The organism is Nostoc sp., from assembly GCF_036919895.1.
Taxonomy (GTDB): domain Bacteria; phylum Cyanobacteriota; class Cyanobacteriia; order Cyanobacteriales; family Nostocaceae; genus Nostoc.
Genome location: NZ_JBALBW010000007.1, coordinates 131,055 through 142,993 on the forward strand (window position 1 = coordinate 131,055; position 11,939 = coordinate 142,993).

An 11,939-nucleotide genomic window follows, 5' to 3' on the forward strand; every position below is an offset into this window, starting at 1 on the left:
TTTAACAAAGGGTTTTAGCCTTAACTGAACCGGATTAGGCAATATTTACCTATTACAATAAAAAGCAGTGGTTTTATACAATTTATACAATATTTAACCACTGCTTTTTTATTGCTTCCCCTTTACCCTCCCTCAGTCAATACGGTTCGGTTAACACAATGAAAGCTTACGAAATTCAAAGCAATGGCGGTATTGATGCGATCGCATTAGTCGATCGCCCTGAACCAAAACCAACTGCGGGACAAGTTCTCATTCAAGTCAAAGCAACATCCCTAAATTACCGCGATTTGCTCGTTGCTGAGGGGGCTTACGGCGCTGGACAGAAATATCCGTTAATTCCCCTATCTGACGGTGCGGGGGAAGTTGTGGCGGTAGGGGAAGGTGTGACACGGGTGAAAATAGGCGATCGCGTGGCTGGTATTTTCTTCCAAAGCTGGATTTATGGCTCTTTAACCAAAGAGAAAATGAAATCCGATCTCGGAGGCGGTATCGATGGAATGCTGGCTGAGTATGTCGTATTACACCAAGATGGCTTGGTAATATTGCCTGACTATTTATCCTACATTGAAGGGGCAACTTTACCCTGTGCAGCAGTCACAGCTTGGCATGGACTGGTGACAAAAGGCAATATTGGCGCAGGTAATACTGTTTTATTACTCGGTACTGGGGGAGTTTCGATTTTTGCTCTCCAGTTTGCCAAGATACATGGTGCTAGAGCGATTATTACTTCTAGTAGTGATGAAAAATTAGCACGAGCAAAACAGCTTGGTGCTGATGAAACAATTAACTACAAAACAACACCAGATTGGGAAAAGCAAGTTTACCAATTAACGAATTGCACAGGTGTAGATCATGTAATTGAAGTAGGCGGTACAGGAACTCTACCAAAATCATTACAAGCAGTCCGCATTGGGGGACGGATTAGTTTGATTGGCGTATTGTCAGGTAGAGGAAGTGAAATTGACCCCATGCCGATACTTTTTAAAAGTTTAACAGTTCAGGGCATTTATGTTGGCAGTCGGGAAATGTTTGAGGCGATGAATCAGGCGATGCAACAGCATCAAATCAAACCAATTATTGATCGATTTTTCCCTTTTTCTGAAGCACGAGAAGCTTATCATTATCTCAAAAGTGCGGCTCACTTTGGTAAAATTGTAATAAGTAATTCGTAATTTTAAATAATTTAATTATATGTTTCAATTAGTCTTTAAATTCCCACTTGAAACATAATTATTCATTACATTTAAACAGCAGCGAGAGTAGGAGCAGCGAATTTAGCATATCGCTCAAGGCTATGGCTGCGATCGCTTTCACCGATGCTCATATCCAGAGCAATGTAACTTAAGTAACAAAAAAATAAAATCTATATTGAAACATTAAAATATTTGCTGAGATGATTGTAATACTTTTGATGCTTTAAATTTGAGCTAGTCACCACTATGAAAGATGGCTCAACTGCGGAAGTTGGATATAATAAGCAATTTTGGATGCACAACGGAGAAGTCTGTCTAGAGAAAGCTTTAACTAAATTTCCTTGAAATTTTTTGACTGATTTTAATGTAAATCCGACGGCTTATATAAAGGACTTTAGTTCAAGACAGGCTAAGGTTCATCGAACTCAGGTTAATTTTATTTATTTTTTCTTAATTTAATTACTAGTAAAAACCTTTTAAAAGGCTGCTGATATAAAATATACTAAGAATAAATACAGAGAACAACCTAGTCGTTCTCTGTGAGTACTCATTTTTTCATATAAAAGGGTGCATTATGGAATATCTTGCTTATTCTCACATGTTTATTGCTCAGGAAGAGGCATCTGGAAAGACCAAATATAATCCGCTTAAATCTAAATTAAATGCGGAAACACCTCTGAAATCTTCTGACATAGTTATTACTAAAAAACAGGCATCTGGAATCAGCAAATCTAAATTTAATTGGCAAAAACTTCTTAAATCTTCAGCTTGGTTGGCTTTAGCTGGTGTTGGTGTATTACTTATTGCTGCTGCCCAAATTCAAATGAGTTCGGCTGCTTATGTAAAGACTAACGGTAGTTGTTTACGTATCCGTACAGGCCCAAGCACTAACTACTCTTATGTGGATTGTGTATCAAATGGCGCAACCCTTCCAGCGATTGAAAGATATGAAAACGGTTTTGCTAGACTTACTACAGGTAGATACGTTTTTGCTCGATGGGTTGGTGATAAACTTAACAATCCTGCTATAAATAGTCCTACTGGTAGTCCTGGTGGCGTTGGGGGTTCAGTGATTCTTACTCCTGGTTCTAGAGGTCAGCTTGTGAGAGACGTTCAGACAGCTTTAGGTAATCTCAGGGTTGATGGAATTTACGGTCAAGAAACTGTTAACCAAGTCCGAAGTTTTCAAGCAAGTAAAGGTCTACTTGTAGATGGTGTAGTGGGGCCTGAAACTAGAGTAGCTCTGGGTATTTAGAAGTTAGGCAGAATTTCACTCGTAATTGCAATAACCGGACAGCGACAACAGCCAAAAAAGTCAGTAATGTATAAGAGTTTTTTACCTATCATCGCTGTTCGCATTGCTTTCCTTTGATATATTGTTAACTTTGATTGCTTGCACACCAGCCAAAATGAAATTAACTGCTGCTTGAGTATGCTGCTCAATCATTTCTGGACTCAGCAGTTGCAAATCGGGTCTAGTATGTTTGATATTTTCATAGGCGTTGAAGTACATATTACAAACCCCAATAATATGCAGAGTGGTGAGAAATGGATCGATCTGACGGAAACAACCTTCCGCCATTCCCCGCTCTAAAATATTTATGAGATAGCTAAAATTTTCTTGCCAATTCCCCTGTTTGAAATACTTTCCCTGATTTTGGTTTGCTTCTTGAAACCAAAGCATTCCTCTGTACGGGTGAGCGGCTTCGTAAGCGATCGCTCCTTTGACAAGCATCTTCAAGGCTTCCTCTGGTGGGAACCGATCCAGATTTAGCTGCTCAAACCCTTCGTGCATCTCCACCGCCGGACGTTGCAGAACAGCTTGGTATAGCCCTTCTTTGCTCTGGAAGTAGTAGTAAATCATCGCTGTGGTAACACCTGCACCTCTAGCGATCGCCTCTGTCCGCGCCCCTTGAAGTCCATTTCTGGCAAACTCCGCTTCCGCCGCATCGAGAATTTGCTTTTTCGTCGCCTCTGCATCGCGCACCTGACGCGGCTTTTTAGATGAGAATTTTGACTCAGTTGAACGACCCACGTTGCTCCATCATCATAACCAAAATATATTAACTAAAAAATTGGTTAGTAGTTGACATAGAAGATGAAATTTATTAAATTAATATTTACTAACTAAAAAATTAGTTAATTGCCTGATTTATCCATGCAGTAGCCAAACTTAGCCGAGCAAATGCCTGGTACAGTCCGTTCGTCCATTGCAGACAAGACTTAAATTATCCAAATTGACATTCAGATGTAGGACAGGCGATACCAGCTTGGTTACAATTTTTAAGTTTCAATATTTCGTTACCTTTTGCTAACGCATCTAGCGATTTTTCAAAAAGTTATCAATATTTTGGAGGAAAAATGAAACCAATTTTACCTGGTGCGCCTTGGTTAATCGCGCACAAATCTACATTAGGAGTGAATAAACCTAATAAACTTACTTTAAATGGACAGGATTATGTTATCTGGCAAAACCAAAAAGGCGAATTTTTTGCCCTTGATAACATCTGCCCCCACATGCAAGCACCCTTATCAGATGGTTGGGTTTGTCAAGAAAGAGATACTATTACTTGCCCTTTTCATGCACTAGAATTTGATGGCAAAGGCAGACTACAGCAAGGAGAAAAAAAGGATAATCAGCCTATTACAAAACCATTAGAGCTAATTATTAGCAATGATTGTCTCTGGACTTATGCCGGGTTTGAGCCAAGATTGCCTATCCCCGATTTACATCAAAAAATTGTCGATGAATACGAGTTTCTTGGAGTAACAGGGGATAAAAGTATTCAGGGTGACTTTTTGAGTAACCTGATGGTTAACTATGACTATAACCACCAGAATGGGACTCATAAAGAACTATTTAAAATTAAATGTTGTCATGTTACTTCTTTTGAAGAAAAAGGATACTATACCACAATTAAACAAGATTTAAGGAGAGATGATAATACACTAACAGAAATTATCAAAAACCCAATTTTAGGCATTTTTCCAAAAAATCTCAATAACACACTCGAATACGCTTTTCCTTCAACTACTGGTTTTTTTGCTAAAACGCCCATTGGTGATATTGCTCAAATTCATATTCTCTACCCGGAAACAGAAAAAATCACCAAGACGTTTATTTTGATGTATGCCAAAGTAGTCAATCCTTTGATGAAATTTCTGTTTAAAAATTCCGTTTTAAAAGCAGGAGCCACAGTCATTGAACAGGATACAGGTGCAGTTGAAAGTTTGTATCCTCGGCAAAAAGCAAAAATTAGATTACCAAATGAAGAAATTATGTTCTACGCAGAAAAACTCTACCATGATTGGTAATTATGTCGTCGCAGATAGGGTGGTATTTTCTAGAATCAACATTTGGCAACAATATTTTATTACAAGATGGGGAAGAACATCGGCTAACTCGTCGCTTAATGTATCCAGTATTTCATGGGGAAGCGATCGCTACAAGTGATAACGGCATATCATATTAACTGATATTTTTTATTTCTAGTAACCAATTTCCAACGTCAGCAGAAAGTTTTGGTTGATAGGATTTTTTCTAGTTTGCGATCCTTTCACCACCAAAATAAATTAGCCATCTCCTCTAACTGATTCCAGTTCTGGAGACATCAAATGTGTGTCTCTCAATGTTGAGGCAGGTAAGTAGACTGTAAATTGAGTACCTCTGCCTACCTGACTGTAAACATTGGCAAAACCACCGTGATTCTTAACAATACCCAACGCCGTGGAAAGTCCTAAACCTGTACCTTTGCCTACCTCTTTGGTAGTGAAAAATGGTTCAAAAATCCGTTGTTGGACTTCCGACGACATCCCTATACCAGTATCTGTCACCACGATCGCAATATAAGAACCTACTTTGGCATCAATATTTATCTGGGCAGAATGTTCGCCAATCACCAGATTTTCTGCTGCAATCCTCAATATACCGCCATTGGGCATAGCATCGCGGGCATTGACTACTAAATTTATCAGCACCTGATGTAGTTGAGTTGTGTCTCCACGGACATACCACAGATTTTTAGGGATATCTACCTGACAAATAATAGATTTGGGGAAGGTTTGAGCGATAATTTGCTCAATTTCTGCCATCAAAGGCGGAATTTGGACAATTGTCCGTTTGCCTTCAATACCCCGTGCAAAAGACAATACTTGCTTGAGCAAATTAGCACCGCGTTTAACATTATTTTCTAAAGTTTGCAGTATTTGCTGACTCTGCGAATCGGGCAATTTCTTCTGCAACAGTTGAACTGACATTAAAATTGGGGATAGTATATTGTTGAGATCGTGGACAATACCGCCAGCTAACGTACCGATACTTTCCAAACGTTGCGATCGCAGAAGTTGAGCTTCTAGTTGTTTCTGCTGCGTAATCTCGGTGTTCACACTCAAAATGGACTTAGTTTGTCCACTATCATCTCGGATCAGTATCCACCGACTTTCAACGATAATTACTTTACCTTCCTTTGTCAGTTGATGCAACTCACCACGCCACTCACCTGTATTCATCACCTTCAAGTAAGCATCTTCTAGCTGTGGTGAAATATCTTTATGCAAAAACTGCAAAACATTCTTACCTACAACTTCTTCAGCCTTCCAGCCATACAGATGTTCAGCACCTTGATTCCAAAGCAAGATTTGGTTGTGGATATTTCGTACAATAATCCCCTCAGTTGATACATCCAGCAGCAACCCTTGTTCGCGGATTTTCTGTTCTGCCTGTTTTTGCTGGGTTATATCTCGCATCAGTGCCAAATGGCTGAATGTACCATCAGATTCGTTACGCAGTGGTACAGCATGAGTTTCCATGTAGCGACGAGTACCTTTAAATCCCACAATTTCAAACTCCAAAGTCCCCTTGTTACCTTGGCAGATACTTTTATGCAAGTTCGCAAAAGCTGCTCTATATTCTGGCACAATTACAGCATCAATTGGTTTACCAATCAATACATCAGCACTTTCCACTTCCATCATTGCCAACCCTTCGGCATTAATTTCTAAAAGGGTGCCATCCTTAGCAATTAAATTGATGCATTCTGGTTCTGCATCTATCATGGCTCGTAAACGGTTTTCGCTTTGGCGTAGGGCCAATTCTGTCTGCTGAAGTTGCCTGATATAACGCCACAACCAATCATACAGCAGCGCCACCAACACCAAATCCACAATAGCAGCGATAAAAAATATCACTATCGCTTTTTGGGAACTTGCTTGCACCTGCTGCATTCCCTGCTGTAATAAATTTTGCTCTACCTCTAAATAATCGTGAATAAGCTGTTGGATTTTTTTGCTACTTGGGTTGTCCTTATCAGATAAGATTCGCTGCCGAACTGCCTCAAATCCCTGGTTTTTTCTGAGGGAAATCTCTTGTTGCAGAATACTGAGCCTACTGGTAATTTTCGGCTCCAGCAAATAAATCCATTGCTGTTTTTGATGGTTATTAGCAGTTAGCTTACTGAGAATTTGAATATTGCGACTAGTTTGTTGAGAAGCTGTAAGATAAGTTTTTAGATCGTCTGCATCTACTGTAATTAGGTAATTACGTTGTGCCGTTTCAGTATCTTTGAGTGTAGATTTAATACTTTCAACTTGAGTAATAACTTCATAAGAAGATGTCACCCATTGCTGGTTGTGAATCGGCTTTACAGTATTGCTATAAGAGATTACAGCATTAGTAAACACAACTGCCAAGGCTAAGATGAATATTGCTTTTAGCTTTTGGACTCGATACCATTTTTTAATCGTGCGATCGCCTTTTCTGCCGCAGATGACATCCATCAGTTAAGATTAAAGATTAAAAACAAATACTGAGAATTTTTTAAGGAGTTTGATAACACCGATAAAAAAATACAATCTTTTAGAGTTGTAAATATCTGGATTTTTTGAGATGATGATTTATACATAATAGTCACAAATAAATCCGCTAGTTTTTAATATAAATTCATTTTGAGCAGTAGTGTAATCAAGGCAGTTTTAAATCATAAAAAAAACGAACCACATAGAACGCATAGACACATTCGCAAAGCGTCTCGTAAATCCTCATAATGTCCTAGAGAAGTGGTTGCCCATAGAGTAGGACATTAGAGGATTATTGCGTAAGTCAGAGTTCTTTGACATCGGCGGTTATAACCAGGCCAGTCCGGTATTCTCTGTGAGACGCTGTGCCAACGCGAACAAGTCAGAAAACTTTTTGCCGACAAACCCTTCCAGCGCAATGTCTCCCCAAGAACAACTGGCGTGCGAATGACCTCCGCTCAGGTGAATCTACAATAATTAGCTTGACATGATTCAAGCAATATGTTAATAATTATAGTTTGTGGAAACTTTACTTCTTAATATAAGCTCTTGGCTAACGTCATTGTCATAGGTGCCCAATGGGGCGATGAAGGAAAAGGTAAAATAACTGACTTACTCAGTCGCTCCGCAGATGTTGTGGTTCGTTACCAAGGGGGTGTCAATGCTGGACACACGATTGTAGTTAAAGGTCAGACCTTTAAACTGCACTTGATTCCCTCTGGTATTTTGTATCCAAATACTGATTGCATTATCGGCTGTGGAACAGTCATCGATCCACAGATTTTGATCGCAGAAATCGACCAACTAAAAGAATTAAATATTTCCACTGACCACCTGCTGATATCTGAGACAGCCCACGTAACAATGCCTTATCATCGCTTGATTGACCAGGCATCTGAAGAACGACGGGGAAGCTATAAGATCGGCACAACAGGTCGGGGCATTGGGCCGACTTATGCTGACAAATCTGAACGTACAGGGATTCGGGTTTTAGACTTGATGAACCCGGATGAGCTACGTGAGCAGTTAGAGTGGACGATTAATTATAAAAACGTCATTTTAGAAAAGCTTTACAACTTGCCGCCTCTAGATCCACAAGAGGTGATTGAACAGTATTTGGGGTATGCAGAACGCTTGCGACCTCACGTTGTTGATACATCGTTAAAAATATCCGATGCGATTCAGCGACGGCGCAATATTTTGTTTGAAGGCGCACAAGGTACACTCCTTGACCTAGATCATGGAACTTATCCTTATGTCACCTCTTCTAACCCTGTCGCGGGTGGGGCTTGCGTTGGTACAGGAGTAGGCCCGACAATGATTGACCGGGTAATTGGCGTGTCGAAAGCCTACACAACGCGGGTGGGAGAGGGGCCATTTCCCACGGAATTGGATGGCGAGTTGGGTGAATTGTTGTGCGATCGCGGTGCCGAATTTGGCACAACCACTGGACGCAAACGGCGCTGTGGCTGGTTTGATGCGGTCATTGGTCGCTATGCTGTGCGGATTAATGGCATGGATTGCATGGCGCTGACCAAACTGGATGTCCTCGATGAATTAGAGGAAATTCAAGTTTGTGTAGCTTATGACATAGATGGTCAACGTAGCGAACACTTCCCCACTAGTTCTCGTCAATTTGCTAGATGTCGCCCCATCTACAAAACCTTACCAGGGTGGAAAGTGTCAACAACCGAATGCCGCACCCTGGAAGACTTGCCACAGCAAGCACTGGACTATCTAAAATTCCTCGCTGAATTAATGGAAGTCCCGATCGCGATCGTCTCCCTAGGAGCAAGCCGCGATCAAACAATAATCGTAGAAGACCCCATCCACGGGCCCAAACGCGCTTTATTGCAGGCTGACGGCACACCTGCGACCTTGCTAAGTGCGTGAATTAGTCATTGGTCATTAGTCATTGGTCATTAGCAAATGACAACTGACAAATGACTAATGACAACTGATAACTGACAAATGACAAAGGACAACTTCTATGGCGATTACAGTCGAATCTCAAAAACGTCCAGAAGGTAGCAAGCCAAGAGCTTTGCGCCGTTCTGGATTGATACCTGCCAATTTGTACGGTCATAAGGGTACAGAGTCAATTTCTTTGACTATTGATGCCAAAACTGTTGAGCGCTTGCTCAAAAGGGTTTCAGTTAATAACACCTTGATTGAATTGAATATTGCTGATGCACCTTGGCGCGGTAAAACCCTGCTGCGGGAACTTCAGATCCATCCAGCAAAAGGTACGCCCTACCACCTCAGCTTTTTCGCGGTTGCTGGCCACGGCGACACCAATGTAGAAGTACGGCTGCGTTTTGTGGGAAATGCTATTGGTGTTAAACAAGAGGGTGGCGTGTTAGACACGGTAATCTCTGAATTGCAAGTTAGTTGTGCGCCAGAAAACATCCCAGATGTCATCGAAATTGATGTCTCTAACCTGCAAATTGGAGACAGTTTGAGTATTAGTGATATAGCCTTTCCTGAAGGTGTAACACCTCTAGCTGAATCAGAGCGACTTGTTGTCAGCGTTTTGCCACCACAAATTAGCGCTGAAGATGCTGGCACAGAAACTGAAACTGAAGCAGCTTCTTAAGCTAGGTAAACTGTGTAATAATTTTTGATGATACCAGGGGGGAACTCCTGGTTTTTTTGTATTTGAACCACAGAGGCGCAGAGAGCGCAGAGGAATATAAATGACAGAAGCGACTCTTCCAGTCTTAATTCAGCAAATGTTGCAGCCTGGATTTTATCCCCATGCGGTAACAGAACCTATTGAACTAATTCAAACTCACATTTCTTATGTGCTGCTGACTGGGGATTACGCTTATAAGCTAAAAAAACCGGTGAATTTTGGCTTTTTGGACTTTTCCACCTTAGAGAAGCGGCAGCATTTTTGTCAGGAAGAGTTACGGTTAAATCAGAGGGGTGCTGGTGAACTATATTTAGAAGTTTTGCCCATAACTCTGGTAGGGGAGCAATACCAGCTAGGGGGAACAGCCGAGGCTATAGAATATGTGCTGAAAATGCGGCAGTTTCCTCAAGATTCGCTACTGAGTACGCTTTTTGACGAGGGTAAGTTAAATGAGACACTCCTAGATGAGTTGGGACGGGTGGTGGCTCAATATCATGCCGAAGCACAGACGAATGATTATATTCGCAGTTTTGGTGAAGTCCCAAAAGTCAGGGCTGCATTTGACGAGAATTATCAGCAAACTGAGAATTATATTGGTGGCCCCCAGACTCAAGCACAATTTACAGAAACAAAGCAATATACAGATAACTTTTTTGCAGAACGTCCAGAATTATTTACTAGCAGAATTCACAACAATTATATTCGTGAATGTCACGGGGATTTACACCTGAGAAATATTGCCCTGTGGAACGATAAAATTTTGCTGTTTGATTGCATTGAGTTTAACGAGCCGTTTCGCTTTGTCGATGTGATGTACGATGTGGCGTTTACGGTGATGGATTTGGAAGCGCGGCAACGCAAAGACTTAGGTAATACGTTTTTGAATGCCTACATAGAGCAAACTGGAGACTGGGAAGGTTTACAGGTGCTGCCTTTATATTTAAGTCGACAGGCTTATGTCAGGGCGAAGGTGACATCATTTTTGCTAGGCGATCCGAGTGTACCTGCGACGGTAAAAGAAGAGGCGACAAAAACTGCCAGTGAGTATTATAAACAGGCTTGGGAGTATACTAAACCAAAGGTTGGAGAGCTAATTTTGATGTCGGGGTTGTCGGGTTCTGGTAAAAGTACCACAGCCAGACATTTAGCCCGTCAACAGGGAGCAATTCACCTGCGTTCTGATGCGGTGCGGAAACATTTAGGGGGAATTCCCCTGTGGGAAAGAGGTGGCGATGATTTATATACGCCTGAGATGACTGAGAAAACCTACACACGGCTGTTGGAATTGGGAATTATCCTGGCTAAACAAGGTTTTTCAGTGATTTTGGATGCCAAATATGATAAACAGAAGTTGCGGCAAGAAGCGATCGCTCAAGCTACAAAGCACGAAATTCCCTTTCAGATTATCCAATGCACAGCACCGCTAGAAGTTCTAAAAGAGCGTCTAAATAACCGCACTGGTGATATTGCTGATGCTACCGCCGATTTATTAGCCTCACAAATGAAACAAGCCGAACCTTTCACTGAAAAAGAACAATCTTACGTAAAGATTTTGGATACAACCCAATCACAAGATGCACAATTAAAGTAATTCGTAATGGGCTACGCCCCGCTACGCTAACGTAATTCGTAATTGAATATAAAATTACGAATTACGCATTAGTAATTAGTTAATAGCCTTTTTTACTATATGGCAGACAAAAAGAACGACTTTTTTAGTATTTCTCCCAGCTTCTTTTCTCAGTTGTTATTTGGGGTATTTTTAACATTTATATTAGTAATGACCGGCTCTGCGCCAGCCCTAAGTATCTTCTTAGGAATCATGGGCGGTTTCATCCTCAGCTGGATCACAAATTTAACCAGCAATAGCACCCAAGCACCAACTGTAGCCTCTTCTGATGGCGTTGATACAGGACTGAAATACTGGTTATTTTTCATGCTTGGCTTTGTCTATTTGGGGTATCCACCACCGATGAGTATCTTGCTAGGTGGAATAGGCGGTTTAGCTGGAGGCTGGATTACTGCTTGGTGGGGAAGTAAGGAAGAAACTAGAACTCAGTTGCAAGTTGAAGAATCAGAAGAGAGTGAAATTGAACCAACAAACGACAGGATCAACAAAAGGCAAATCAGAAGAACCGCCCGCCGTTACCGTCGCGCTCCTGGAAGTAGTTTCAATTTCAGGTTTTGGGAAAGGTAGGAACTGGGGACTGGGGACTGGGGACTAGGGACTGGGGACTGGGGACTGGGGACTGGGGACTGGGGACTGGGGACTGGGGACAAGGAGAATTATTTCTTCTAACCTGTAACTTATGCCTCTA

Annotated in this window: 11 protein-coding genes; 9 read left to right on the forward strand and 2 right to left on the reverse strand. The window is 41.3% G+C overall.

Annotated elements, in window-relative coordinates; all coding sequences use genetic code 11:
• Nucleotides 1-158 precede the first annotated feature (158 nt).
• Together V7K55_RS01460 and V7K55_RS01465 are read left to right on the forward strand one after the other, a co-directional pair.
• Entirely contained in the window at nt 159-1,172 is a 1,014-nt protein-coding gene (locus V7K55_RS01460; RefSeq protein WP_334827434.1) for a zinc-dependent alcohol dehydrogenase family protein, read from the forward strand.
• A 595-nt stretch (nt 1,173-1,767) separates the two neighbouring features.
• On the forward strand, nt 1,768-2,448 hold the full coding sequence (locus tag V7K55_RS01465) for a peptidoglycan-binding protein (RefSeq protein WP_334827436.1): 681 nt from the start codon (nt 1,768-1,770) through the stop codon (nt 2,446-2,448).
• A gap of 81 nt (nt 2,449-2,529) precedes the next feature.
• On the opposite strand, the gene V7K55_RS01470 is transcribed toward V7K55_RS01465, so the two are convergent.
• Nucleotides 2,530-3,228, reverse strand: a complete 699-nt coding sequence (locus V7K55_RS01470; protein ID WP_334827438.1) for a TetR/AcrR family transcriptional regulator — start codon at nt 3,226-3,228, stop codon at nt 2,530-2,532.
• A 326-nt stretch (nt 3,229-3,554) separates the two neighbouring features.
• Between V7K55_RS01470 and V7K55_RS01475 the strand changes: the two genes are divergently transcribed.
• Both V7K55_RS01475 and V7K55_RS01480 read left to right on the forward strand, forming a co-directional pair.
• Complete coding sequence (locus V7K55_RS01475; protein WP_334827440.1) at nt 3,555-4,508, forward strand: Rieske 2Fe-2S domain-containing protein; 954 nt, start codon at nt 3,555-3,557, stop codon at nt 4,506-4,508.
• A 2-nt stretch (nt 4,509-4,510) separates the two neighbouring features.
• On the forward strand, nt 4,511-4,666 hold the full coding sequence (locus V7K55_RS01480; protein WP_334827442.1) for a hypothetical protein: 156 nt from the start codon (nt 4,511-4,513) through the stop codon (nt 4,664-4,666).
• Nucleotides 4,667-4,766: 100 nt separating this feature from the next.
• Here the strand turns inward: V7K55_RS01480 and V7K55_RS01485 are convergent, their stop codons facing one another.
• Nucleotides 4,767-6,968, reverse strand: a complete 2,202-nt coding sequence (locus V7K55_RS01485) for a PAS domain S-box protein (RefSeq protein WP_334827444.1) — start codon at nt 6,966-6,968, stop codon at nt 4,767-4,769.
• A gap of 313 nt (nt 6,969-7,281) precedes the next feature.
• On the opposite strand from V7K55_RS01485, the gene V7K55_RS01490 reads away from it, so the two are divergent.
• From V7K55_RS01490 to V7K55_RS01510, 5 genes are all read left to right on the forward strand, one after another.
• Nucleotides 7,282-7,437 (forward strand): hypothetical protein, encoded by a 156-nt coding sequence (locus V7K55_RS01490; RefSeq protein ID WP_334827446.1) that lies wholly within the window; start codon nt 7,282-7,284, stop codon nt 7,435-7,437.
• Nucleotides 7,438-7,535: 98 nt separating this feature from the next.
• Nucleotides 7,536-8,879 (forward strand): adenylosuccinate synthase, encoded by a 1,344-nt coding sequence (locus V7K55_RS01495; protein WP_334827448.1) that lies wholly within the window; start codon nt 7,536-7,538, stop codon nt 8,877-8,879.
• 97 nt (nt 8,880-8,976) lie between these two features.
• Entirely contained in the window at nt 8,977-9,582 is a 606-nt protein-coding gene (locus tag V7K55_RS01500; RefSeq protein ID WP_334827450.1) for a 50S ribosomal protein L25/general stress protein Ctc, read from the forward strand.
• Between the two features lie 100 nt (nt 9,583-9,682).
• Complete coding sequence (locus V7K55_RS01505) at nt 9,683-11,212, forward strand: bifunctional aminoglycoside phosphotransferase/ATP-binding protein (protein WP_334827452.1); 1,530 nt, start codon at nt 9,683-9,685, stop codon at nt 11,210-11,212.
• A 99-nt stretch (nt 11,213-11,311) separates the two neighbouring features.
• Nucleotides 11,312-11,818: a hypothetical protein gene (locus V7K55_RS01510; protein ID WP_334827454.1), complete on the forward strand. Its 507-nt coding sequence runs from the start codon at nt 11,312-11,314 to the stop codon at nt 11,816-11,818.
• Nucleotides 11,819-11,939: the final 121 nt, after the last annotated feature.

What these genes read in the sequence shown, in the direction of transcription:
- V7K55_RS01500 (WP_334827450.1), top strand. Translation starts at nt 8,977, where the DNA reads ATGGCGATTACAGTCGAATCTCAAAAACGTCCAGAAGGTAGCAAGCCA.
- V7K55_RS01460 (WP_334827434.1), top strand. Translation starts at nt 159, where the DNA reads ATGAAAGCTTACGAAATTCAAAGCAATGGCGGTATTGATGCGATCGCA.
- V7K55_RS01480 (WP_334827442.1), top strand. Translation starts at nt 4,511, where the DNA reads ATGTCGTCGCAGATAGGGTGGTATTTTCTAGAATCAACATTTGGCAAC.
- V7K55_RS01485 (WP_334827444.1), bottom strand. Translation starts at nt 6,968, where the DNA reads ATGGATGTCATCTGCGGCAGAAAAGGCGATCGCACGATTAAAAAATGG.
- V7K55_RS01465 (WP_334827436.1), top strand. Translation starts at nt 1,768, where the DNA reads ATGGAATATCTTGCTTATTCTCACATGTTTATTGCTCAGGAAGAGGCA.
- V7K55_RS01475 (WP_334827440.1), top strand. Translation starts at nt 3,555, where the DNA reads ATGAAACCAATTTTACCTGGTGCGCCTTGGTTAATCGCGCACAAATCT.
- V7K55_RS01505 (WP_334827452.1), top strand. Translation starts at nt 9,683, where the DNA reads ATGACAGAAGCGACTCTTCCAGTCTTAATTCAGCAAATGTTGCAGCCT.
- V7K55_RS01510 (WP_334827454.1), top strand. Translation starts at nt 11,312, where the DNA reads ATGGCAGACAAAAAGAACGACTTTTTTAGTATTTCTCCCAGCTTCTTT.